Consider the following 23,214-nt stretch of genomic DNA (forward strand, 5'->3'; position numbering starts at 1 on the left):
CAATGATTTCGAAATTTTTTGGGGGCACTTCATGAAAAAATCTATTTATACTAGAACTGCTCTAGTTTCTTTATTAACTTTATGTTCTTTCAGCAGTTTTGCAGCTGACTTTCCTGATGAGAGTATGAAGGAAATAAAAAAGCAAGAGAGCACAAAAACTTCTGGAAAAACAGAAGTTATGAAAACATCAAATAAAAAACTGAAAGAAAAGATGGACAGAATATGTAATGCTGATCCAAGAAAAAAAGCTGAAGAGCTTAAGAAAAAAGAGGAGATTAGGCTAGCAAATGAGAAAAAAGCAAAGCTTATAGAGGATTCAAAAGCGAAAGCTCTAAACGCTAAGAATTCTAATATAGAAAAAGGTAAAGTTTCAAAAACTAAGCGTTCTAAAACTAAGAATGCTAAAGTTGAAGCTAAAGATGTAAAGAAGGATGTAAAAGTTGTTAACAAAAGTACAGAGGAAAAAGGTAAGGCAAGTCCTGTTGTTTCAGTTGGTGGGGTTGATATTATCGATACCAACCAAGGAAAAGATGGCTTAAGAATAACTTTCGGTGGTGTTGTTGATGCTCAAGGTCATGGCAAACTTGGAATAATTGGTGATAAGCGTTATAACATTATGCCAGGGAAATCTACAGATTATTTTAACAATGTTCCAGATGACATAAAGGGAGCAAATCCAGTATTTCCTGAAGGGATAGGAAATATTGGTGATTACAGCGAAAGCATGGGCATGATTTCAGATGCAATATTGCACTTAAGAGCTGAAAACAAAAATGAAGATATTGGTCTTCTTTATGGCGCTGATGTGCAATTTCATGTCCCAGTTACTGAAGGTAAGGGAGCATCACAAGGTGTGAATGCTGCAAGGAGCAGAAGTGCACATGTGTTTTTGAGTTCAAAATATGGTGACGTAAAGCTTGGTTACCAATTTGGTCCTGAGGCTCTGATGAGACTTGATGCAACAAGAATTGCAACTGTCGATGGGGCTGCAGATAGTGACTGGTTCAGAAAAGTGAATTTAGAAGGAAGTGCTGCAAATTTTCCATTTTACGTAACACCACGTCTTTACACTGAAAGCTTCTCGAGCGAGAGTGAAAAACTCTCCTTCCGTATGGCAGGGAAATACAACAAAGACGTTATGACTACACTGCCGTTTAGAGTTGCTTACTACTCACCAAACTATATGGGTGCAAAATTTGGTATTAGCTACTCACCTCGCTATGATAGTAGTTTATTTATTGTGAAGGAGGGTGATGATATAAGACATGTCGGTCCAGACTATGAGCACATAGTAAGTGCTGGCGTATCATATGAATATGACTTTGATAAACACAAGGTGAAAGTTAAAACTTCTGCAGTTGGTGAATATGGTCAAGCGAAAAAACCAAGTAAAGATAAGCATCTTTATAAGGAATTTGTAGAGTACAATGACCTTATGGGTGTTAATTTGGGTGTAAGCGCTGATTATAAGATTAATGAAGATCAAGGCATAAAATTTGCTGCCTCTTTTGCATACTTGGGCAAATCTGGTCAACCGAAGGGTATTAAAAAATTAGTTGGTGATACCTATACAGAAATTGATGGTAAAGGTACTACTGATGATGACAAAAGAGTACAAGGGCTGAAAGCTCAATTTGGCGAAGATAGTATAGATACCATGTATTGGACTGTAGGAGCTGGTTATCAATATGAGAATGTCTACACAAGCTTTACATACTTTGGCAGTAGAATGAATGATGGAGATATGCTTCACGATGGTGCACTTGGCGTTCAATATGATCTTTCTCCTGCTTGCAGTAAGAGCAAATTTGTTCCTTATGCAGCTCTCCATTATTTTATGACTGAAGAAAAAGGTGCGCTGAAAGATCAAAAGGGTACTGATGTACCTTCTAACAAAGGAGTTCTTTTGCTCACTGGTGTGAAGTTTTCTTTCTAACCAACCAGTACACACCACAATTTAATGTGGTGTGTATTTCCAGATGAAAATTATTTATATTGAAAAAATTTCCAATATATGGTATAATAGCTTAAAGTAGAAGTAACAATATCATGGATATAACAGTAAATCTTGATGGAGAATTTGAAAAAGTAGTACAATCTCGTTCTATGTTACAAAATCGTTCTATGCCGCAACAAATCGAGCATTGGGCTAAAGTTGGTCAAATTGTTGAGGATAACCCTGAGCTCAGCTATAACATCATTAAAGAAGTTCTATCAGGCATTGAGGATACTAAATTAGGCAATATTGAAGAGTATAAGCCTATAAAGCTTTGAAAATTCTTCTTACCAATACTTTTAAGCGGTCAATGAAGAAGCTACATAATAACCAGCTATCTAGACTTGAAGAAGTTATCAAGCAAATTCAAAATAATCCACATATTGGAGAGCTAAAGTTAGGTGACCTTGCAGGTGTTCGTGTGTATAAATTTTCCATTTTTAATCAACTTACTTTGTTAGCTTATTTTTATAATGAACAAAATAATGAACTAACACTTCTTGCCCTTGCTCCACATGAGAATTTTTATAGAGATCTGAAGAAGCGAATATAGACGAGATTTATTAGCGATCATTGTAGCTACTACTTATTTTTCTCTACCATTATTTATAGGAGGCAACTATGCAAACTACATTAAAAAATCATTTAGCTCAAGAATTACTTACCATCGCTACGTGCTGGAAATTAACGCTCGCAGGTGGAGAAGTAATGGGATCCACTGACTATGATGAAGATTTAAATATTGATAATATACTCTATAAATCTTCAAGTGGATTTACAGCCAGTAGTATAATATTAAACAGCGATTTAAAAACTGATAATCTAGAAATTGAAGGGATATTAAATAGTGCTGATATTAAAGAAGAAGATGTTTTATCAGGAAAGTACGACTTTGCAAATATTGAGATATTTCTTGTGAATTATAAAGACTTGACCCAGGGGACAATGAATCTACATTCAGGAACTTTTGGTAAAGTGACATTAAGTAGTGGAAGATTTATTGTTGAAATTAGAGGGCTCTCAGCAAAGCTTGAGAGAAGCATAGCAGAATTATACTCTCCTGCATGCAGAGCACAATTTTGCGATGATAAGTGTAAAGCCGATACTAAAAAATTTAGTAAAATAAGTACAATCACTAAAGTAATAGACGAAAGAAGATTTGAAGACACGAATTTAACTGAGAGTGATGAATATTATAAGCACGGAGTAGTAAAATTCTTTGGCTCAACAGCATTTGAAGGTGTAGTAAAAGAATATAAAAATAAAGTAGTTACGTTGTTTACTTCGCCTCCATACCAAATTTTTGCTGGAGATAAATATTCAATACTCGCAGGTTGCAATAAAACATTTCCAACTTGCAGAAGCAAGTTTAACAACACTGTGAATTTTCGTGGTGAACCATATATACCAGGTTTTTATATTGTTTAGCAGTACAATTTTCAATATTATGAATAAGCATGGAAAGGTGGCTGAGTGGTCTAAAGCACACGCTTGGAAAGCGTGCACATATGAAAATATGTCGGGGGTTCGAATCCCCCCTTTTCCGCATATCACTTCTAGAATGGTATAAAACCCTCGGTCGCGCGCACAACTGTACAAACATTGTAATATGGGCCTACCAGGAGGGTGTCATCCCAGTGCTTGACACTGGGATCCAGTTTTCTTTACAAATTCACCAAAAGTGCTTCATTTTATAACGCAAAACCCATACTCACCAAACCCAATGCATTACTTGCAATTAAGTTTCCTGGATCCCAGTGTCAAGCACTGGGATGACAAGAAGAGGGTACTTGGATAAGAGGCATTGCCCTCCTGGTAGGCCCATATTGCAATGTTCGTACAGTTATGGAATGAATCGCGGTATGACGTAGGGAAACCTTTCTTGGGTTAGCTATATCAATAGCATTGCTTTAAAAAGAGTGCCCATATTTTCAGTCAACCTTAAGAATTCACTAAAGATCCTATTCTTTTGTTCATCATTTGCGCTTTTCATTAAAGCCTGGGTTCTTTCTTTTATGCCAAAAAGATACAAAAATTCTCTTTGAGTTAAAATCTCGCAATCTACGTGTTTTAATGAATCTTTTAATGCTTGAAAGTTCACAAGTGCAGTAATATCACTATTACCAACATTCTCAAGAAAATTAGCATACTTATGTTGTTTTATCGATTGCAAAGTGCTCTTATATGCGGGGTATACATAACCGTAATCTATAATCAAAGCAGCTCCTTTATTATTATGTATCTTCTTCTCAAGTTTTTTTAATATTTCAACCCCAGTCGAACATATTTCCACCACTGCACCATTAAAAAGTTTTCCATTTGTCATTCTAGCGCTTGGTATACAACTGCACGACTTGCAGATGGTGTCATGAAAGTAACTGACACTGGAGTCCAGTTTTTTGATCGAAAATGTTGCATAGTGCGCTTGTTTACAATCAATTTTGCTGGATCCCAGTGTCACGCACTGGGATGACAAAGAGGGGGCACTGGGATGACGAGGAAGGGGCACTACACACTGGCATGACACCAAGAGACTGCCATCATCTTGTTTTGTCACCCTATTTTCATACCACCCCTCATAACGATATACAAACTGATCTATCGGAAGAGCATCAAAGAACTCATTTGCTAAAAAAATGGTTGGTTGTTCTGGTAGGTTGTCAATATCTTTGTGCCAATTAACACCTAAGCCTTTTAATTTTTCCTTTTGTATCTTCCGTAAAGTAGGGCTTATTTCAACTAAGTGGATCAACATTGAATTAAAAAAGCTGCTGTATTTTCTAGTGACTCTTATTATATCGTGAATCAGTGTTCCTTTGCCTGGCCCAAGTTCAACTAGAGAAAATTTTGATGGCTTTCCTAATTTTTCCCATGTATGCATTATCCAAACTGCAATTACTTCACCAAATAATTGGCTGATCTCAGGTGCAGTAGTAAAATCACCATCCTTACCAAGCGGTAATTTACTTGTATAATAGCCGTATTTTTCATGGTACAAAACGGCATTCATGAAATCACTGATGGATATTGATCCTTGACTTTTGTCAATTAATTCGTGTATATAAGTGAGCATGTTATTAATAAATGTTTAACTATAGCGTGCCATAATATAAAATAGTAGAGTATTTATATATATAGTATAAACTTAAGTTTGTGAGTAATAGTGCTTCAGTTATGGACGACAAAAACACCGATTATGTTGCCCTTATACCTCAAGATGATAGTATTGAATACAAATTTGAAGAAGCTGTCAATTTTATAGAAAACAAGGTTATAAATGCTGATGGGCTAACTTTAGCGGAAGTGTTTCAAGTGCTAGTTCAAATGCTAGATGGTGATCTAGCATTGGTAAAAAAAGTACTAGCATATGCTAATATTATGGCAAAGCATGGAATGAAGGTAGCAAAAGAGTCGCAATTAAGCAGAGCTGATGTTCGCCGAGCTTTGGAAGGTAGAGAAAGTGTTGTCAATAGACAAGATTTTATAAAGAAACCACCTCTTCCACCTGCTATAAAATCGACCAAAAAGAAAAGTAGAGGTCTTTAAATGGCCGAATCTATAAAAAAATTTACTGTACAATGTGACTTCAAAGGACAAAGTTCACCTTTTGCAATATACATAGGAAATCCAAAAAGTGATGCTCATCCAATTCATCATCAAGATTCCTGGCTTGTAAAAGAACGTGGAGGGAATATTCCTAATAAAGTAAAAGAAAGTCTACAAAAATTATATAAACTATCTCAAGAAAATGGAGTCTCTTTCTCAGAGTTATGCGCGTATGCCATTACTGTGGTTAGTAATAATGATAAAAAAAGCGATAGCAAAAAATAGCAAACTGCTCTCTTATCATCCAATATCTTCTTCCTGTCTTTCCTATACCTTCTCTCTTGTCATCCCAGTGCTTGACACTGGGATCCAACTAGGCTCTGTGGACAAAAAATATGAAGAGGGAGAAAAAAAGTGGTAGTTTAACCAAATGAACATAAAAATGGAGAAACTACCGAATGGAATATTATATAAAAGAAAGAAATTGGAAACAAATTTTAGAATTCATAAAAGGCATAAAAGGAATGCATAGTAAAGACGAAAAACGTTTAAGAATATTCATAGAAGCAGTGTGGTATATGGCGCAAAGTGGTTGCCAATAGCGACTTTTGCCGAAAATCTATGGCAATTACAGAAGTATACACAAACGATTTAAGAGATGGTGCGAAAGGGGTATTTGGAAAAATTTATTGGAGTACACAAAACAAGAGCCAGATTTAGAAGCCGTCATAATCGACGGTACGATCATTAGAGCCCATCCATGTTCGGCTGGATATACAAAAGATTCGAAGGATCAAGAGGCTTTAGGGCGAAGTAAAGGTGGCTTTACGACTAAAATTCATGCACTTGTTGATGCATTGGGAAATCCTTTAAAATTTATACTTACTCCTGGCCAGAGGAATGAAATTACACAAGCTGAAGTATTAACAAAAAATGTCTATAACTCCATTGTAGTAGCTGATAAGGGTTATGACAGCAATGCTTTTGTGGTCAGCCTTGAAAACAGGAAATGTGAAATCGTAATTCCATCAAAAAGGAATCGAAAAGTGCAAAGATACTATGATGAGCATATTTATAAAGAACGTCATTTGATTGAGTGCTTTTTCGGTAAAATTAAAAATTTTAGGCGCATTTTTTCCAGATTTGACAAGACCGCAGAGGTTTACATGGGATTTCTAAATTTTGTTGGAGCTCTCATATGGCTTCTCTAAAATTTTGTCCACAGAGCCTAGGTTGGTGAATATAAAAGTAGCTAATCTCATTTATATTAAAACACTACGTTTTTGATGGGGTTGCGTGAAAAACTGGATTCCAGACTGGAATGACACCACCTGCCACACAAATTGCCTACAAATTACAATGTTCGTACAGTAATACCAATTCTCATTGTTGGTCATTCAAATAGGATACATAGCAGAGTTGTTTAATTGTGGAGTAGGTAAGAGAAGTAATAAATTTACACAAAGCACTCTCAAGCAAAGCAATAGTATCGTATATTTTATTGCGCAAAATGTTCTGTTTTACATACAACCAAAGCCTCTCAACTGGATTGAGTTCAGGTGAGTATGGTGGTAGGTATATAATCTCAATATTTTTAGGTACCTTTAAACTTTTCGACTTATGCCAACTAGCACAATCCATAACAAGAAAGGCTTCTCGTGGTCCCAAATATTGAGACATTTGCTCAAGAAATATATTCATACAATCAGTGTTGACATTCGGTGCAAACAAGCTAGAATTCTCCCCATTTCTAGGATTAACTGCACTGTAGAGATAAAAATTTTCCCTACCTAATTTTACCTTAACTTTTGTTCTGACGCCTTTTTTAAACCATCCATGCCCGGTCTTTGAATGTGTGCCAAACCGCGATTCATCGAAGAAAAACAGCTCTTTTTCAGAATACTTGCCAATAACTTCGTTGAGATTTTTTTTTGAATTCCTCTTGTTTTCTTTTATCTTGTACATTGTGTACTGGTCTTGGTGTAATATAAGAGAATTTCATCTTTTGCATATAGCGGTGTACTGTAGATTTGCTAATATTTAAGCCGAACTTTTCCTGGATTCTTATTCTCATTTCTTTAATGGTAATATTAGGATTTTCTCCTACCCATGCTTCAACTTGCTGTAGTTGAGCCTGATTTAATTTAGTTTTTCTACGCCGTTGTGGAGGAGCAAACAATTTTTCTTCTCTGCCTAATTTCAAGAGTTTTATCCACGAAGTTAGTGCGCTTCTTGAAATGCAATATATTTTTGCTACAGCCGTTATACTATGCTTTTTTGCTGCAATTACAGCATTTAGTTTTTTTGCAACATATGCATTGTTCCTTACTTTCTTCAGCATTTTTTTTGCTGATTTTACTACTTCTTCATCCAATAATTTTGATCTTAGTGCCATTTATACCTCGACTATTTCACTTATTTCATTATGGCTTGTCTTCTATTATTGTCTATCTGTTTGCCGTGTAATGGGAATTGGTATAAGTACTGAAGTGACATCATTTACTATGTAATATTGTGTCATATTACAGATATATAGTTTAATCCCTCAATATTTCATTTATAGAGATTTTCGATCTCGTCTTTTCATCCACTTTTTTTACTATGACTGCACAATAGGTTGAAATATTATTTTTAGATGGAATAGACCCTGGTACCACTACAGAATAAGGTGGCACTTCGCCATAAAATACCTCGCTAGTTTCTCTATCAATAATCTTTGTTGACGCTCCAATAAACACACCCATGCCAAGGACTGATCCTTCTCTCACTACCACACCCTCGGCTACCTCGCTACGTGCTCCAATAAAGCAATTATCTTCTATAATGACAGGTGAAGCTTGAATAGGCTCAAGGACTCCACCTATTCCCACTCCACCGGAAATATGGCAGTTTTTTCCTATTTGCGCACAGCTACCAATCGTTGACCAGGTATCTATCATTGTTCCTGAATCAACATATGCACCAACGTTGATAAAACTTGGCATTAGAACAACATTTGTACCTACATAAGCAGATCGGCGGACAAAACACCCAGGAACTGCTCTAATTTTTAACTGGCGAAATTTCTCCTCATTCCATTCACTAAATTTGTTACCGATCTTGTCAAACCAGCAATTGGTATTGTCTATTATTTTGTTTTCTTCAGTGAGAAAATTTAATAATATTGCCTGCTTTATCCACTTATGTACTACCCATTCTCCACTTGATAGCTTTTCTGCTATTCTAATTTTGCCACTATCAAGGAGCTCAATTACCTCTTTAATTGCTATTCTTGCTGTTTCCTTTAGGTTACAGTCATTAAATTTTTCTCTATTTTTCCAAATATTTTCTATCTCACTTTGTGTTTTTTTTAGTTGCAAACCTTCCATTTGTTATATATATTAATATTAAATTTATAGTTCTGTACTATTTGAGCTTGTTACTACTTTATATGTAAGTGCTATGAAAATACAATGTAATAGTTGTACTAAAACTTACTTAGTATCTTCTGAGCAAATTGGTGCATTTGGAAGAAAGGTAAAGTGTACGAACTGCAATCATATATGGCATGAACATCTAGAAGAAGCATCAAACAAATCGCACTCTGCTAATATACAGGAAAAAAAAATTAGTGGAAGGAATTTTTTACAAAGTCTAGCATTTACCACTCTAGCTTTTGCAACAGCTACAGGGTTATGCGTCGTAATTGCTAATGGCATCTTTCCTAGAGAGGTGAACAAAGCATACAAAATGATCAGTTCATATAAGGATTCAATAAGCTATAAATTAGGGTACAAAAAAGAACAAACAGAAAATCCAAATGTAAAAAAACTTGTTGTAAATAAGTTTTATCAAGACTACCTTTTTTTATCTAATTTAAGATCTAGTTAAATAGGCATAAACCATCGCCGATATCGGTATCCAGTTCCTATAACTACTCAGATGATGCAAATAGGTATTAGGGTGACAGAGTTTTAAAAATAAGTTATTTTTTAGTAAAAAACAGCTCATGAGTATTAAAATTGCACCTTCTATACTTTCAGCAGACTTTGCAAAATTAGGAGAAGAAGTAAGAAAAATTAGCGATTTAGGTGTAGATTACATACACATAGACGTTATGGATGGGAATTTCGTTCCAAATATTACAATTGGTCCTAGCGTTGTCTCTGCAATACGTAAATATAGCAATCTTCCTTTTGATGTGCATTTAATGGTCAAATCTCCTGGTAACCACATTGAAAGCTTTATAAATGCTGGTGCTGATATTATCACTGTACATGCAGAAGCAGAGATACACCTTGAGAGATTGATAAGAAAGATAAAGTCATACAAAAATGTAAACGACGCAAAAAAACCGATTCAAGCTGGAGTCTCAATTGTTCCTTCAACTTCCCCAAGTGTGCTTGAATATATAATACATGAGCTAGATATTGTGCTGATTATGACAGTCAACCCTGGCTTTGGAGGGCAGGAATTTATTCATTCACAGTTGAACAAGATATCTACTATAAAAAAAATGATACAGGAGCGTAATCTTAAAACACAAATTTCAGTAGATGGTGGAATTAACTTTTCTAACGCAGCTGATATAATAAAAGCAGGTGCTGATATTTTAGTTGCGGGATCGGCGATATTCAAGGCTGAAGATATTAAGAAGGCCGTAAATGATCTTAAAAATCCATCGTGGTAATCCTATATAGCTAGTGCAGCCCTACGTCATACCGCGATTGTATCTGTTCAGGGAAGTGGCTAATGTGCAAATAAAGTACATGACACACAGCTGTACGAACATTTGTTTGCAAAGGTAATTTGTACAACAAATGGTGTCATTCCAGTGCTTGACACTGGAATCCAGATACGATTTCATCATATAAATCTTTCCATTCTTGGTTTGTTTTTTCAATTAAGTTTATTTTCCGTATCTGTTCAGATGCATGGCTAATGTACAAATATTGAAACAAAAATTCCAGTGCCCCTGTGATGTCATTCCAGTGCTTGACACTGGAATCCAGCTTTTGATCGAAAATGTTGTATAGTACACAATCAAATTTTCTGGATCCCAGTGTCAAGCACTGGGATGACACCATTTGTTGTAAACTCACTTTCACTCTATGGTCTTGCCGCTATCCTGAACGAATACCCGCGATTCATTCGCGGTATCTCAGCCGCTAACACGTAGCGGAGTGTTGGCAAACCTAAGATCTTTAGCTAGTTAACACAAATTATTTCTATTATCTACCAATTTGAAAAAGTCTCTGGTCCAAGTAGTCAAGCTACTTGGATGACAAGAGGTAACGCAAGAAGTTTACTCTTAATAAAAGCCTGATGATGAATCATTATTACCAAATTTCGGCCTATTTCTGTTGCTGAAACCAGAACGAGGACGAGGAGGCCTCTTATGGTGACTTCCTCCAGGTTTTCTATTAAATGAATTATTGTAATAATTATCCCTGTCATTTGGACCATCTTTCCTTTCCTCATTGTAAAGCTCACCTTCAAAAAACTCTCCCGTCTCTTGATCAACTCGACGTCTTGACAACTTTGGACATCCACCTTTTTCGAAGTCAATTACTAGTGCTTTGAAAGTATCACCTTGTTTGAGTATGCTCTCTATAGAATCTATGTGTTCATTAGCTACTTCACTTATGTGCATTTTTCCTTTTCTGCCATTAAGAAATTCAAGCTCTACAATAGACTTCTCTATTTTTACAACTTTGACATCAACTATAGAACCTTGTTCTAGTTCTGTTATTGAATCAATCATCATACTCTTTGCAATTTCAGCTTCAGTGCCACTCGTGGCAAAAACAGAAACTTTACCATCATCTCCTATTTCAATTTTTGCATTACTTCTCTCACACACACTACGTATATTTTTTCCTTTAGCACCAATAGCTGCAGAAATTTTGTCTTTATCTATGTAAAATGATAACATCCTTGGTGCATGGTCTTTGACGTCATCACTGTGTTCTGAAATCACTGCATTCATTTTTTCTAAAATATGTAATCTTCCAGCTTTTGCCTGTTCTAAAGATTTTTCAACAATTTCAAAGCTTATACCAGAAATTTTCATGTCCATTTGTAACGCCGTAACTCCTTCACTAGTTCCTGCTACTTTAAAGTCCATATCACCAAGATAATCTTCATCACCCAATATATCGGAAAGTATTACATACTCGTCTTTATCTTTAATAAGGCCCATAGCAATTCCAGCAACAGGGGCCTTTATTGGTACACCCGTATCCATTAAAGCAAGAGAAGTCCCGCAAACTGTTGCCATAGAAGAAGAACCATCAGATTCCATAATTTCAGATACTACTCTTATTGTATAGGGGAATTCAGATTTATCAGGTAAAACAGGATGAATTGCTTTCCAAGCAAGTTTACCATGACCGATTTCTCTCCTTCCTGGTGCACGTATAGCAGAAGCCTCTCCAACAGCAAATGGAGGGAAATTATAATGCAGCATGAAATGCTCACGTCTATCTCCTTCAATATCATCCACAATTTGCTCATCTTGAGTAGTACCAAGAGCAGTAACAACCAATGCCTGAGTGTTACCTCTTGTAAACAGCGCAGAACCGTGAGTTCTGGACAGAATATCAACTTCAACTTCTATCTGACGTATCTCATCATGCTTACGACCGTCTATCCTTACACCTTTCTTCCTAATTATTTCACGTACTAAAGATCTTTCAAAGTTTTTTACTGCATACGTAATTAACTTTTCATCTTTTCCAGTCTCTTTAAGAGTATTCAATATATTCTCTCTAACCGCTTCTAGAGCTTGAACTCGCTCTTGTTTTACTGTTTGCGAATATGCTTTTTCAAAATCTTTACCGTATTTTTCGAGCTCTTGTGTTATATCTGATGTATCAACAGGAGCAAAGCTTTCAGGCTTATTGCCAACTGTATCAGCAAACTCTTTTATGAGCTTAATGACAGGTTTAAGGTGTTCATGGCCAAATTTTATTGCATTAAAAACATTTTCTTCAGAGAGCTCTTTCACTTCTGACTCAACCATTAAAATCGAATTTTCATCACCAGACAAAAACAGATCCAAGCTGCTTGCTTTCATCTCTTGAACAGAAGGGTTGAGTATATAGTTATTATTTTCATCACAACCAACTATCACTCCAGCTATAGTAAAGTGAAAAGGAACACCAGAAACCGCAAGAGCTGCAACAGCACCAATCAATGCTGGCACTTCAGGAGGATTGACTGTATCATAAGTTAATAGATTACACACCACACTAATTTCATCATGAAATCCTTCTGGAAAGAGTGGCCTTACACTCCTATCTATTACTCTTGAGATTAAAGTTTCTCTATCAGATGGCTTGCCTTCTCTTTTAAAAAAACCACCAGGGATCTTACCCATGGCATAGCTTTTTGCGATAAACTGCACATTTAAAGGTAGGAAATCAACGCTTTCTTCCTTCTTTTTATGTACAACAGTTACTAAAACAGAAGTACCACCGTAATTTACAACTACTGAACCATGAGCTTGGCGTGCTATTTTTCCTGTTTCTAAAGATAAGGTACAACCACCCCACTCTATAGATTTTTTTATAATTTTAAACATACTAAATTCCTCGATTATTTTCTAATGCCTAACTTCTCTATTAATTCCTGGTAGGCTTCATTACCAAATTTACGCTTTATATAATTTAAGTGCTTGCGTCTTCTACCTATCAATATAAGTAAACCACGCTTAGAGTGATGGTCATGCTTGTGCACTTTAAAATGCTCAGTTAAGTTACTGATTCTCTCGGTCAAAATTGCACATTGTACAAAAGATGAACCTGTATCATCTTCTTTAATTGCATATATATTTATCAAACTCTTTTTCTTTTCGGATGTTATCGACATCTAAACCTCATTTTAAATATTAAAAACACGAATAGGTTTCACACAACCATAAATAAAACTGCAGATTGCAATAGTTACACTACCCACTATCGTACAACAAATATCATAATTCTTTAAATTACGCAAGTTATTTAATACAATTTCCTGACCTTTTCTGATTTTCCCCGCATCTTCTGGGGAAATTTCAACTTTGAACATCGATCTTAAAGCCGATTCAATGGGAATGATGAAACTTTTTGCATTACTCCCTGTACCTTCTATTACTCCAGTATCACCTTTTGTTATCGGAGAGTAAGTTGTTGTGTTTCTTTCAGCGAGCTGTTCAATTGTCACTGATTCGTTTTCTCTAAAGTCACCTACCATAGTTCTTCTTAATTTCGTAATGTGTCCAAAACAATTTAATGCAATGCCAAGATCACGAGCAATTGATCTCACATATACACCACTACCGCACATCATAGAAAAATCTGCACTATTATTTATGGTATCCACAGATATCAATTTCAGTTCATGTATTTTGACTTGTCTGGGCTTTATATTCACCTTTTGCCCACTTCTTGCCAATTTATACGCCCTTGCTCCTTTGATTTTTATTGCTGAAAATTGAGGAGGTGTCTGCTTGATCTCACCAATAAAATTTTCAATTGCACAATTTATTTGATTATATTCTGGTCTTATATCACTAGTTCTAATAATATCACCATCTAAATCGTCTGTGGTTCTTTGCTCACCCCATTTTATTGTAAAATTATACGCTTTTGAATCGCAAAATAAATAGGGTATAGTTTTTGTTGCTTCACCAAGAGCAATTGGCAACACACCTGAAGCTAAAGGATCAAGTGTTCCCAGATGACCAGCTTTCTTAATTCCAAAGATCTTTTTAACTTGGGTTACAGCTTGTGCAGAACTAATTCCTATTGATTTATCAAGATTCAGCCAACCATGTTTCATAGTTAATTATATACAATTGGTAACAGTTTAGGAAGCAGCTTGAAATATATACTTTAAATAATGATGTAAAAATGGCTTGACTAGCATGCATTATTAACATATACTTAACCTTTTTATTAGCCTTATTTAAGGGGACTATTATGACTATAGGAAACACGAAGTGGGAAAATACTGCACATATAACAAAAATAAGTATTGAAGGTTTAGTTGCAGTTGCATCTTTAGCGGGAGCAATAACAGCAATATTAATTGCTACTAAAGTAATTGCTGGCCCTGCATCTTTAGCACTTGTTGCTAGCCCTGCTGGAATTGCAGTTCTATTTATTGCAGCTATATATTTTGCTGCAGCAGCTTATGCTTCATATCAGCGAATGCATGCGATTGGTGAGAAAGGTGATCCAGGTGAGAAAGGACCTCAGGGTGAGAAAGGCGATAAAGGTGATCCAGGTGAGAAAGGTGAAACACTCGATCTTAAATCTGAACTACAAAAACCTGAAGTTATGAAAATATTTCAAGATAAGTTTCAAATAAAAACAGCATAACAAATGTATCTGTTCAGGTGCATGGCTAATGCTGAAACAAAAATTCCAGTGCTCCCTTTCTTGTCATCCCAGTGCTTGACACTGGGATCCAGATTGGGCACTAAGTTGATAAACACGAAAGCGGTTAATCCTTTAAACGTTTTTGATGGGTATCTGTTCAAGGGAGTGGCTAATGTGCAAATATTGAAGCAAAGTGTGTGACACACAGCTGTACGAACATTTGTTTGCAAAGGTAATTTGCACAACAAATGCATAACTGTACGAACATTGTGATTTTGGCCCATCAGGAGGGTGTCATCCCAGTGCTTGACACTGGGATCCAGGAATTTTATTAAGTTGGCGAGCATAAAAATAGCTGTTTTATGTTAAAATACAACGTTTTAATGATTATGAAAAAGCTGGATTCCAGTGTCAAGCACTGGAATGACACCATTCTTTTTTCTGGATCCCAGTGTCGGCTACTTGGATGACACCATTTATTGTAAGGACTTACCTCACATTTACTCTATGATTATCTTTTTAGATCACCTTGTCTACCTATTTTGCCACTCTGCTGAACGGATACTTTGATGGAACTGTGCGAAAGGACTGGATCCCAGTGTCAAGCACTGGGATGACACCATTTGTTGTGAACTCACTTTTACCCTATGGTCTTGCCGCTATCCTGAACGGATACAATTTTTTACCTCTTTCTTTTCTCCTTTCATCTGAGTATGTAAAAGTTACAATAGCCTATCCCACACCTCAGCTACATCCTCATCAAAATCTATTACCTTTGCTTTTTTGAACTGATAGCACTTGTTAATAGATTGAATCCCTAAATCTCCTATAAAAGGGATGGCATCATTACCTAGAATTTTACCACTACGGCAGATTATCAGCCTGTCGATTAAACTATGCTTCAGTAGCTCTGTGATTAACACTCCTCCACCTTCAACTAATAATCTTGTTATGCCAATTTCTGAAACAAGTTTTGATGCCATGTCTTTTAGGCAGACTTTGCCGATAACATCATGTTCCGATGTCATTCCAGCGTGTGACCAGTTTTCATTATGCAATTGCTTGAAGTTTTCTGGATCCCAGTGTCTGGGCACTGGGATGACAGGAGAAGGCGTTGGAATGACAGGAGAGTGTGTTGGGGTGACATCTGGAATGACAGGAGGTTTGTGATTTGAATTGACTATCAAATAATTAATGTTTTTTATTTTTCTCTCTACTTCCTTATTTGTGATTACCCAAGTTATTACTTTGTCTGCAGTCTTTGCAATATTATGCTCTTCCTGCAATTTTTCCTGGCTATCTATAATTAGCCTTATTGGTGATCTATTTTCGAGCCCTGGTAACCTGCAAGTTAAGAGTGGATCGTCACTAACAAGGGTATTGCTGCCAATCATAATTGCGTCATATTTTGCTCTGAGCTCATGTATCCAATTTCTCGTATCCTCACTTGTTATCCATTTGCTATCGCCTGTAAATGTTGCGATTTTTCCGTCAAGAGTTGTTGCGATTTTGCAAGCTATAAATGGTCTATGTAATTCTTTAGTGGTTAAAAAACCGACATTCAGTTCTTCTGCCTCTTTTTGCATAATACCTTGCTCAACTTCAATTCCTGCTTCTTTCAGAGCTTTAATGCCTCCACCTGAAACTCTACTATCTGGGTCAATAGTTGCAATTACTACTCTTTTTATGCCAGCTTTTATGATTTTTGCAGTGCAAGGCCCCGTGACTCCGTGATGACAACATGGCTCAAGAGTGATATATATAGTTGCGCCATGAGTTGAATCTTTAGCGTTTTGCAAAGCGACTACCTCCGCATGCGGACGCCCACCAATCCCTGTATATCCCTCACTAACAATTGTACCATCCTTTACAATAACACACCCGACAGCAGGATTTGGTGCAACATTTCCAAGATTTTTTTCTGCAAGCTTTAATGCAATTGACATGAAGTGATCATCTGTCATTAGAAAGAAGTCATTTCATAGGAGGTATCAAAAATTCTTCTGTGCTCGTGTATGGCAAATCTATCTGTCATACCTGAGATATAGTCACATATTATTACTGAACGCTGAGATTCACAAGCGAGTTTGCTCCACTCTGTGGGAAGTAATCTTGGGTTTTCATAAAAACATTGAAAGAGTTCCTGTATTATGCGTTTTGCTTTGTTCATCGTTCTACTCAGTTTATAGCTTCTGTATATTTTCTCCATGTTGAATCTTTTCATTTCTTTTGTAGCATTCGCAACTTCTGGTGAAAATGTGACTAGCATTTTATTTAGACTTCTGACGTCTTCTACGCTTTTTATTTTGTGATCTTCAATATTTCTTTCAGTCTGAGAAACAACATCACTTATCATAGTTCCTATAGTTCCACTCAGTGATTCATGTATGAGTTTGCTCTGAGGTAATTCTGAATATCTGCTCCTTACGTCTTTAAACATTTTTCCAATTAAAGGGACATTCAGCAAATCTTCGATGGTTACTAAATTCGCCCTGAGTGCATCATCAAGATCATGAACACTGTAAGCAATATCATCGGCAATTGAAGCAACTTGCGCTTCAATGCTTGAAAATTCTTCAAGTTTTAGATCATATTTTTTGTTGTATTCTAATAACAGCTGATTACTTGTAGAAGACTCCGCGTTTTGACCAAGCAAGGGACCGTTATGTTTTGCAACTCCTTCAATCACCTCCCAACTTAGATTCATACCATCAAAATCAGCATGTTTTTGTTCAAGATAAGTTAAAATCCTTATAGCTTGAACATTATGATCAAACTCATACTTCTCATTATCAAGATTCAAATCTTGAACTGATTTCTTTAGAGCATCTTCACCTGCATGACCAAATGGAGGATGACCAAGATCATGTGCGAGCGCTATGCATTCAGTGATATCCTCATTTAAGCCAAGTCTACGCGCAATGGACCTTGCAATTTGTGCAACTTCAAGGCTATGAGTAAGCCGAGTACGATAGTAGTCGTGCTCATAATTGATAAAAACTTGTGTTTTGTACTCCAATTTTCTAAATGCATTAGAGTGAATGATACGGTCCCTATCACGCTGAAAGCAACTGCGATTCTCATCTTCTGGCTCTTTGAAGTATCTCCCTTTTGTTTTGCTTGGAAAGCATGCATAATTTAATAGAAAATTATTGTTTGACATGTAAAATTTCTACTATAATAAATTATCAATAATAAACGGTGGTTACTATGTCAACAAATTACAACATCAACTTAACTGATAATGCACTAAAAAAAATCCACTCTCTTGCAGAGCAGGAAGGGGATAAGAGTTCCATTTTACGGGTTGCAGTTTCAGGTGGTGGATGTTCTGGCTTCAAATACAATTTTCTTATGGATCAAATGAATAAAAATCTATCTTTGGATGATGAAGATGATGATTACGATGATGAGTTTGATGACGAAGACGAAGATGATGACTATGAAGAAAGCGAGGACTATAGAAGTCACTCCAATTTTAGCAAAGAAGGTAGAGATATAGTAATTAATGATGAAAATGGCAATCCTGTATTAATGGTTGATAATTGTTCAGCAAAATTTTTAAATAACTCAGTTATAGATTATACTGAGGATCTCAGTGGTTCTGGTTTTCAAATAAAGAATGCCTTTGCTAAATCCCAGTGTGGTTGTGGCAACAGCTTCTCAGTTTAGTCAAAAATTTGATGTCATTCCAGTGCGTGACACTGGAATCCAGCCTTTTACGAAATCCCATCACAAACGTTGTGTTTTAACATAGGATTAGCTACTTTTATGCTCACCAACTTAGTGTCCAATCAAAATTCCTGGATCCCAGTGTCGGAGCACTGGGATGACACTCTTCTCTGGTGGAGGGTGCTCTCAAGTCACAACGTTCATATAGTTGTATACTTGACACTGAGGTTTATTCTTCTATTTCTTTTTTACTGGTCATGCACTATCATTTGCTATGCAAGCACAACATTTGTATGGTTATAGGTCTTTTAAACATGGGTGGTAATGTAGCACTAGAACTAACTTCTGTAGATAAAAGCTTCAAGGATAATTCTGCTGTTGTAAAAGACATCAACCTAAGTGTCACAAGAGGGCAAGTAGTAGCGCTGATTGGCAATTCAGGTGCAGGAAAAACAACTATATTGCAAATCGCAGGCTTGTTGGACAAGCCAACTTCAGGTATAGTTACGATAGATGGAATAAATTGCACACAAGCCAGTAATAAGCATAAAACTCATGTAAGAAGAAATTTTCTTAGTTTTGTTTATCAATTTCACTATTTGTTACAAGAGTTATCGGTGTTGGAAAATATTATGCTTCCTCAACTCATTGCAGGAAAAAGCAAAGCTGAAGCAAAAAAAAATTCGCAAGCAATGTTGGAAAAATTTGGTCTGGAAAACAAAGCAAGTAGCATGGTATCTGAAGTTTCGGGTGGGGAAAGGCAGAGAATTGCAATTGCAAGAAGCATTGTAAATTCTCCAAAGCTTTTACTTGCAGATGAGCCAACAGGAAACTTAGATCCAACAAATTCTTTTAACGTGTTTTTACTGCTACATTCATACGTAAAGGAAAATAACAGCTCTATGCTTATAGTAACACACAATCATCTCCTTGCAGAAAAGGCAGACTGCATTTTCCAATTGAGAGATCGATCATTAGTGAAGTTGTGAATAGAAAAAATAGCACAATTTCTATGCCTTATACTTATCTAACCAATGATCATTAACAGAGTACAACTCGCATGAAACGCTTTCATTGCTTTTTATACACGGACTTTTTAACTTACGCTGTTTACTTAGGGAACACCCCGATAACATAAACACAGCTAAAACAAAAAATAATAGCTTTTTAAACATAACAAAACCTTTTCATTTATATTACTACACTCATTTCTCTTATTTGTAAAGGTTAGGCATATTCTTTTATCCTTACCTCTTTTTTGACCTTTTGAGAAGAAATAGTTGCACTGTTTAAGCGCAGTTTTATATAACCATCTACGATTTGAGTCACTTCCTCTTTTTTATCCCTTAGAAAGTGATTAGTATCGTCTATTATATGGTATTTCATGTGATCACTTTTTACTGAATTTATTAACCTTTTTGCTAATTCTGTTACATCGCTTTCTTCTGAGATTGTATCGTTACTGCTTTGTATTACAAGCCCAGAAACTGGACAGGGAGAAAGAAAAGAAAAATCGTACTTAGTTACCGGAAGAGAAAGAGCAATAAAGCCCACTATCTCAGGGCGACGCATTGTTAGCTGCATAGCCACCCATGCTCCAAAAGAAAAACCAGCGATCCAAATTGGAACGTTGCTAGGATTATGTTCCTGAAGCCAATCAATAGCTACCGCAGCGTCAGTTAATTCTCCTATACCCTTATCAAAAGTTCCGGTAGATTTTCCCACACCACGAAAGTTAATTTTCAATGCAGAAAAATTGTTATCGATAAAAGACGTATATATACCATGTACAATTTTACTACCCATATTACCACCATATTGAGGGTGATGATGTAAAACCAGTACAACCGGCGCGTTGGCATCTTTGCTTTGGTGGTATTCACCTTCTATCTTTCTTGTTGCATTATTCAAAAAAACTTCTACCACGGTAACTCCTAATAAAAACCTGCTTGACAGGTATTGATGACATGAATTATTAATTATGTATTAATTTCGCTGTTTTTGCAATAAATTTTTTATCGTGTTAAAGCTAACGTACATAGTTATGGCTATAGTTGATGGTAACCTTATTTAAGTGACAGATGAGTCCATTCTCTTTAGAAAATAGTGGTTACGTATATGCTGATTACAATGCAACTGCTCCAATTAGTGAGAATGTAAAAAAAAGTATATTTGAGGTCTTGTTAAAACAAACGCTCAATCCATCATCACTACATAAAAGAGGACAAGAAGCGAGGAAGATTCTTCAGGATGCAAGAGATAACATACGTGATGCTATTGGTGTTCCAAGTGATAAAGAAATAGTTTTTACGTCTGGTGCGACTGAAGCGAATAACCTTGTTATGAGAGGAATAGCAGGCTATCTGCATGTAATTTCAGCTATAGAGCATCCTTCAATTCTTAATTCTGCATGTAATCCATATATAATACCCGTTAATCAGGAGGGCATTGTTGACTTTTTAGAGCTAGAAAAAATTCTAAGCGAACTTAAAGGAGACAAAGCAATAGTTTCAGTTATGATGGCAAATAACGAAACCGGAGTTATTCAACCTATTGAGGAAATAGCTAAAATAGTACACAAGTTTGGAGCAATTTGCCACACTGACACTGCTCAAAGTGTTGGGAAAATTAAAGTTAATATGGAAGATTTAGGAGTGGATTTACTCACTTTATCCGCCCATAAATTTGGCGGTGTAGCAGGCAGTGGAGTTTTAATATTCAATAAAGAACTTGCGATAGAACCTATTATAATAGGTGGTGGACAAGAGAAGGGATTTCGTGGTGGTACGGAAAATATTGTTGCAATTGCAGGCCTTTCTGCTGCACTGCAAAATATTCCAGATCTTTTATCAAAAATGGATGAAGTAAAGGAGCTACGCGATCAATTAGAGTGTGAATTATTAAATCTTGCCAGTGACATAAGAATCTTCGGTAAAAACTCTAAGAGGCTGCCAAACACAAGTTTTATTTATATGCCAGGAGTAAAGAGTGATGTGCAGCTCATGCATTTTGACTTGAATCATATTGCAGTTAGTAATGGTTCTGCATGTTCTTCTGGAAAAGTTGAGCCTTCCCATGTTTTGCTTGCAATGGGGGCAACAAAAGAGCAAGCAGAGTGTTCAATTAGAATCAGTATAGGTCCAGAAACTAAACCACAAGACATAAAAAAAATAGTGGATTGTTGGTACAATATCTACAAGAAGAACACCTTGGTATAGATAATACGTGGTATCATGCAGGGAGCTATAAATTAGATGTAAAAACTTACTTGACAAACTCCGCCAGCCCCCTTATCATGAAACTGAAGGTATTCAGTTATCTTCATCTGTGCAGATTAAACAGCAAGAAAACAACGTAGTTGGCGTCTTATTTTTAATTTTTTGCACTATGTGCACCTTATGTCTTCACAACATTTCTGGGTTTTTACCTATATAAGCTGAAACGCGCTTATAAAGCGTTTAAGACAGTAAAAGACGTCAAATAGACAAGGGAGAATTTGAATACTAGCTACCCTAGGGTTTCTTTGCCTTTTTTTCCGCTCAGTAAATTTCTTAACGTTTATAATTTAGGTTAATCGCATTTAAAAGCAGCTAAATTGCAGCGTTTAGAATAAAAAACGCCAATATTTTGAAGTACATATAAATAACTAGTCACCAACGGGGCTTCTTTTGCCTTTTTTTTTGGTAAATTTCTTAATGTTTGTAGCTAACATGAACAAACATTTGAGAGTAACTTCTGCTAGTAGGGTGTCATCCGAGTAGCTGACACTGGGATCCAGCTTTCTTTATAAATTCACCAAAAGTGCTTCATTCTATAACGCAAAACCCATACTCACCAAACCCAATGCATTACTTGCAACTAAGTTTCCTGGATCCAAGTAGTCAGGGCACTGGGATGACAAAAAAGGGGCTACTCGGATGACACCATTCTTTTTCCTGGATCCAAGTAGTCAGCTACTTGGATGACATCATAGGGGCGCTGGGATGACAATCGTAATTCCGCTATGTGTTAGCGGCTAAGAGATACCGCGGCGGAATGACGGTCTGCGGCGGTATGACGTAGGGCTACAGGTGTCATTCCAGTGCTTGACACTGGACACTTTAGACAATGTTACAAAAATAATATCATAGAATTCAATAGGATAATTTCTGGTGTACAGTCCCAGAGTGTGATGGTATTATAAAATATGAGAAAACAATACCATCAAAGGAGGAATTATGGGACCATACACCTAGAGGCTGTATTACAAGAATTTTGGGCGAACTTAGTTATGTGTAATATATTATCGCTTCATATGTGTGATGCACAAGGGCCTTCCCAGATCAAATTACTGAGTATCGTTTAAATTTTTCAGTTTTATTTGGTGTAATGAGGTAGAAACTCTATCAAGTACTTATTGCACCAAAAAACTTTCAAGCCCTTTTTAAGCATGCGTGCTAAAGTTAAAATTCGGTATCCGTTCAGGATAGCGGCAAGACCATAGGGTAAAAGTGAGTTCACAACAAATGGTGTCATCCCAGTGCTTGACACTGGGATCCAGTCCTTTCGCACAGTTCCATCAAAAACGTTTAAAGGATTAACCGCTTTCGTGTTTATCAACTTAGTGCCCAATCTGGATCCCAGTGTCAAGCACTGGGATGACAAGAAAGGGAGCAC

General features: G+C 36.3%; 24 protein-coding genes, 1 tRNA gene and 2 pseudogenes. 17 read left to right on the forward strand and 10 right to left on the reverse strand.

Annotated elements, in window-relative coordinates:
- Positions 1-31 precede the first annotated feature (31 nt).
- The 6 genes from ACWHVF_RS05960 to ACWHVF_RS05985 all read left to right on the forward strand — a co-directional run bounded on the left by ACWHVF_RS05960 (position 32) and on the right by ACWHVF_RS05985 (position 3,772).
- Positions 32-1,936: a WD0745 family porin gene (locus ACWHVF_RS05960; RefSeq protein WP_064125062.1), complete on the forward strand. Its 1,905-nt coding sequence runs from the start codon at positions 32-34 to the stop codon at positions 1,934-1,936.
- A gap of 113 nt (positions 1,937-2,049) precedes the next feature.
- Entirely contained in the window at positions 2,050-2,274 is a 225-nt protein-coding gene (locus ACWHVF_RS05965; RefSeq protein ID WP_064125061.1) for a TA system antitoxin ParD family protein, read from the forward strand.
- On the forward strand, positions 2,271-2,549 hold the full coding sequence (locus tag ACWHVF_RS05970; RefSeq protein ID WP_064125060.1) for a type II toxin-antitoxin system RelE/ParE family toxin: 279 nt from the start codon (positions 2,271-2,273) through the stop codon (positions 2,547-2,549). The genes ACWHVF_RS05965 and ACWHVF_RS05970 overlap by 4 nt, the downstream gene beginning before the upstream one ends.
- A gap of 68 nt (positions 2,550-2,617) precedes the next feature.
- Entirely contained in the window at positions 2,618-3,424 is an 807-nt protein-coding gene (locus ACWHVF_RS05975; RefSeq protein ID WP_064125059.1) for a DUF2163 domain-containing protein, read from the forward strand.
- Between the two features lie 31 nt (positions 3,425-3,455).
- Positions 3,456-3,542 (forward strand) — tRNA-Ser (locus ACWHVF_RS05980).
- An 80-nt stretch (positions 3,543-3,622) separates the two neighbouring features.
- A complete protein-coding gene (locus ACWHVF_RS05985; protein WP_245611032.1) occupies positions 3,623-3,772 on the forward strand; it encodes a hypothetical protein in 150 nt (49 codons plus the stop codon).
- 115 nt (positions 3,773-3,887) lie between these two features.
- On the opposite strand, the gene ACWHVF_RS05990 is transcribed toward ACWHVF_RS05985, so the two are convergent.
- Positions 3,888-5,069 carry a class I SAM-dependent methyltransferase gene (locus ACWHVF_RS05990; protein WP_064125058.1) on the reverse strand — a complete coding sequence of 394 codons (1,182 nt, stop codon included), beginning with the start codon at positions 5,067-5,069 and terminating at the stop codon, positions 3,888-3,890.
- A 101-nt stretch (positions 5,070-5,170) separates the two neighbouring features.
- Here ACWHVF_RS05990 and ACWHVF_RS05995 point away from each other — a divergent pair, with 101 nt between their 5' ends.
- From ACWHVF_RS05995 to ACWHVF_RS06005, 3 genes and pseudogenes are all read left to right on the forward strand, one after another.
- Positions 5,171-5,542 carry a hypothetical protein gene (locus tag ACWHVF_RS05995; RefSeq protein ID WP_064125057.1) on the forward strand — a complete coding sequence of 124 codons (372 nt, stop codon included), beginning with the start codon at positions 5,171-5,173 and terminating at the stop codon, positions 5,540-5,542.
- The gene (locus ACWHVF_RS06000; protein WP_064125056.1) at positions 5,543-5,827 is read left to right on the forward strand and encodes a DUF2610 domain-containing protein; all 285 of its coding nucleotides are present in this window, start codon (positions 5,543-5,545) and stop codon (positions 5,825-5,827) included.
- A 173-nt stretch (positions 5,828-6,000) separates the two neighbouring features.
- Positions 6,001-6,753 (forward strand): annotated as a pseudogene (locus tag ACWHVF_RS06005) (IS5 family transposase).
- A gap of 172 nt (positions 6,754-6,925) precedes the next feature.
- Here ACWHVF_RS06005 and ACWHVF_RS06010 read toward each other — a convergent pair.
- A protein-coding gene (locus ACWHVF_RS06010; protein WP_447933057.1) for an IS630 family transposase occupies positions 6,926-7,937 on the reverse strand; the annotation gives its coding sequence in 2 pieces (ribosomal slippage) (positions 6,926-7,474 and positions 7,476-7,937; 1,011 coding nt in all).
- A gap of 142 nt (positions 7,938-8,079) precedes the next feature.
- Positions 8,080-8,910 (reverse strand): 2,3,4,5-tetrahydropyridine-2,6-dicarboxylate N-succinyltransferase, encoded by an 831-nt coding sequence (dapD, locus tag ACWHVF_RS06015; protein ID WP_064124715.1) that lies wholly within the window; start codon positions 8,908-8,910, stop codon positions 8,080-8,082.
- A 73-nt stretch (positions 8,911-8,983) separates the two neighbouring features.
- Between dapD and ACWHVF_RS06020 the strand changes: the two genes are divergently transcribed.
- Positions 8,984-9,412 carry a zinc-ribbon domain-containing protein gene (locus ACWHVF_RS06020; protein WP_064124716.1) on the forward strand — a complete coding sequence of 143 codons (429 nt, stop codon included), beginning with the start codon at positions 8,984-8,986 and terminating at the stop codon, positions 9,410-9,412.
- Positions 9,413-9,530: 118 nt separating this feature from the next.
- The gene (gene rpe, locus ACWHVF_RS06025; RefSeq protein WP_064124717.1) at positions 9,531-10,211 is read left to right on the forward strand and encodes a ribulose-phosphate 3-epimerase; all 681 of its coding nucleotides are present in this window, start codon (positions 9,531-9,533) and stop codon (positions 10,209-10,211) included.
- 136 nt (positions 10,212-10,347) lie between these two features.
- Here rpe and ACWHVF_RS06030 read toward each other — a convergent pair whose 3' ends face one another.
- From ACWHVF_RS06030 to truB, 4 genes are all read right to left on the reverse strand, one after another.
- Entirely contained in the window at positions 10,348-10,623 is a 276-nt protein-coding gene (locus ACWHVF_RS06030; RefSeq protein WP_447933252.1) for a hypothetical protein, read from the reverse strand.
- Positions 10,624-10,832: 209 nt separating this feature from the next.
- Entirely contained in the window at positions 10,833-13,106 is a 2,274-nt protein-coding gene (gene pnp / locus ACWHVF_RS06035; RefSeq protein ID WP_064125478.1) for a polyribonucleotide nucleotidyltransferase, read from the reverse strand.
- Positions 13,107-13,120: 14 nt separating this feature from the next.
- Complete coding sequence (gene rpsO, locus ACWHVF_RS06040; protein ID WP_006279944.1) at positions 13,121-13,393, reverse strand: 30S ribosomal protein S15; 273 nt, start codon at positions 13,391-13,393, stop codon at positions 13,121-13,123.
- Positions 13,394-13,405: 12 nt separating this feature from the next.
- A complete protein-coding gene (gene truB / locus ACWHVF_RS06045; protein WP_447933255.1) occupies positions 13,406-14,344 on the reverse strand; it encodes a tRNA pseudouridine(55) synthase TruB in 939 nt (312 codons plus the stop codon).
- 140 nt (positions 14,345-14,484) lie between these two features.
- Between truB and ACWHVF_RS06050 the strand changes: the two genes are divergently transcribed.
- Positions 14,485-14,886, forward strand: a complete 402-nt coding sequence (locus ACWHVF_RS06050) for a collagen-like triple helix repeat-containing protein (RefSeq protein WP_447933256.1) — start codon at positions 14,485-14,487, stop codon at positions 14,884-14,886.
- Between the two features lie 21 nt (positions 14,887-14,907).
- Positions 14,908-15,087: a hypothetical protein gene (locus ACWHVF_RS06055; RefSeq protein WP_064124730.1), complete on the forward strand. Its 180-nt coding sequence runs from the start codon at positions 14,908-14,910 to the stop codon at positions 15,085-15,087.
- A gap of 521 nt (positions 15,088-15,608) precedes the next feature.
- On the opposite strand, the gene ribD is transcribed toward ACWHVF_RS06055, so the two are convergent.
- Positions 15,609-16,850, reverse strand: a complete 1,242-nt coding sequence (gene ribD, locus ACWHVF_RS06060) for a bifunctional diaminohydroxyphosphoribosylaminopyrimidine deaminase/5-amino-6-(5-phosphoribosylamino)uracil reductase RibD (protein WP_064125437.1) — start codon at positions 16,848-16,850, stop codon at positions 15,609-15,611.
- On the reverse strand, positions 16,850-18,049 hold the full coding sequence (locus ACWHVF_RS06065) for a deoxyguanosinetriphosphate triphosphohydrolase (protein ID WP_064125436.1): 1,200 nt from the start codon (positions 18,047-18,049) through the stop codon (positions 16,850-16,852). The genes ribD and ACWHVF_RS06065 overlap by 1 nt, the downstream gene beginning before the upstream one ends.
- A gap of 47 nt (positions 18,050-18,096) precedes the next feature.
- On the opposite strand from ACWHVF_RS06065, the gene ACWHVF_RS06070 reads away from it, so the two are divergent.
- Both ACWHVF_RS06070 and ACWHVF_RS06075 read left to right on the forward strand, forming a co-directional pair.
- Positions 18,097-18,558: a HesB/IscA family protein gene (locus ACWHVF_RS06070; RefSeq protein WP_064125435.1), complete on the forward strand. Its 462-nt coding sequence runs from the start codon at positions 18,097-18,099 to the stop codon at positions 18,556-18,558.
- A gap of 314 nt (positions 18,559-18,872) precedes the next feature.
- A complete protein-coding gene (locus ACWHVF_RS06075; protein WP_064125434.1) occupies positions 18,873-19,547 on the forward strand; it encodes an ABC transporter ATP-binding protein in 675 nt (224 codons plus the stop codon).
- 238 nt (positions 19,548-19,785) lie between these two features.
- On the opposite strand, the gene ACWHVF_RS06080 is transcribed toward ACWHVF_RS06075, so the two are convergent.
- On the reverse strand, positions 19,786-20,484 hold the full coding sequence (locus tag ACWHVF_RS06080; protein WP_064125433.1) for an alpha/beta hydrolase: 699 nt from the start codon (positions 20,482-20,484) through the stop codon (positions 19,786-19,788).
- A gap of 155 nt (positions 20,485-20,639) precedes the next feature.
- Here ACWHVF_RS06080 and ACWHVF_RS06085 point away from each other — a divergent pair, with 155 nt between their 5' ends.
- Together ACWHVF_RS06085 and ACWHVF_RS06090 are read left to right on the forward strand one after the other, a co-directional pair.
- On the forward strand, positions 20,640-21,776 hold the full coding sequence (locus tag ACWHVF_RS06085; protein ID WP_064125432.1) for a cysteine desulfurase family protein: 1,137 nt from the start codon (positions 20,640-20,642) through the stop codon (positions 21,774-21,776).
- Positions 21,777-22,786: 1,010 nt separating this feature from the next.
- Positions 22,787-23,041, forward strand: a pseudogene (locus ACWHVF_RS06090) (IS4-like element ISWosp8 family transposase); the annotation flags it as partial.
- Positions 23,042-23,214: the final 173 nt, after the last annotated feature.

This window comes from Wolbachia endosymbiont of Dactylopius coccus (assembly GCF_977011065.1).

Bases quoted from the DNA above. Each gene is read 5' to 3' on its own strand.
- ACWHVF_RS06055 (WP_064124730.1), top strand. From the start codon at position 14,908: ATGGCTAATGCTGAAACAAAAATTCCAGTGCTCCCTTTCTTGTCATCC.
- ACWHVF_RS06000 (WP_064125056.1), top strand. From the start codon at position 5,543: ATGGCCGAATCTATAAAAAAATTTACTGTACAATGTGACTTCAAAGGA.
- ACWHVF_RS05995 (WP_064125057.1), top strand. From the start codon at position 5,171: ATGGACGACAAAAACACCGATTATGTTGCCCTTATACCTCAAGATGAT.
- ACWHVF_RS05975 (WP_064125059.1), top strand. From the start codon at position 2,618: ATGCAAACTACATTAAAAAATCATTTAGCTCAAGAATTACTTACCATC.
- ACWHVF_RS05960 (WP_064125062.1), top strand. From the start codon at position 32: ATGAAAAAATCTATTTATACTAGAACTGCTCTAGTTTCTTTATTAACT.
- ACWHVF_RS05990 (WP_064125058.1), bottom strand. From the start codon at position 5,069: ATGCTCACTTATATACACGAATTAATTGACAAAAGTCAAGGATCAATA.
- ACWHVF_RS06020 (WP_064124716.1), top strand. From the start codon at position 8,984: ATGAAAATACAATGTAATAGTTGTACTAAAACTTACTTAGTATCTTCT.
- ACWHVF_RS06065 (WP_064125436.1), bottom strand. From the start codon at position 18,049: ATGTCAAACAATAATTTTCTATTAAATTATGCATGCTTTCCAAGCAAA.
- ACWHVF_RS06070 (WP_064125435.1), top strand. From the start codon at position 18,097: ATGTCAACAAATTACAACATCAACTTAACTGATAATGCACTAAAAAAA.
- ACWHVF_RS06050 (WP_447933256.1), top strand. From the start codon at position 14,485: ATGACTATAGGAAACACGAAGTGGGAAAATACTGCACATATAACAAAA.
- rpe (WP_064124717.1), top strand. From the start codon at position 9,531: ATGAGTATTAAAATTGCACCTTCTATACTTTCAGCAGACTTTGCAAAA.
- ACWHVF_RS05965 (WP_064125061.1), top strand. From the start codon at position 2,050: ATGGATATAACAGTAAATCTTGATGGAGAATTTGAAAAAGTAGTACAA.
- ACWHVF_RS06075 (WP_064125434.1), top strand. From the start codon at position 18,873: ATGGGTGGTAATGTAGCACTAGAACTAACTTCTGTAGATAAAAGCTTC.
- pnp (WP_064125478.1), bottom strand. From the start codon at position 13,106: ATGTTTAAAATTATAAAAAAATCTATAGAGTGGGGTGGTTGTACCTTA.
- dapD (WP_064124715.1), bottom strand. From the start codon at position 8,910: ATGGAAGGTTTGCAACTAAAAAAAACACAAAGTGAGATAGAAAATATT.
- ACWHVF_RS06085 (WP_064125432.1), top strand. From the start codon at position 20,640: ATGAGTCCATTCTCTTTAGAAAATAGTGGTTACGTATATGCTGATTAC.
- rpsO (WP_006279944.1), bottom strand. From the start codon at position 13,393: ATGTCGATAACATCCGAAAAGAAAAAGAGTTTGATAAATATATATGCA.
- ribD (WP_064125437.1), bottom strand. From the start codon at position 16,850: ATGACAGATGATCACTTCATGTCAATTGCATTAAAGCTTGCAGAAAAA.
- truB (WP_447933255.1), bottom strand. From the start codon at position 14,344: ATGAAACATGGTTGGCTGAATCTTGATAAATCAATAGGAATTAGTTCT.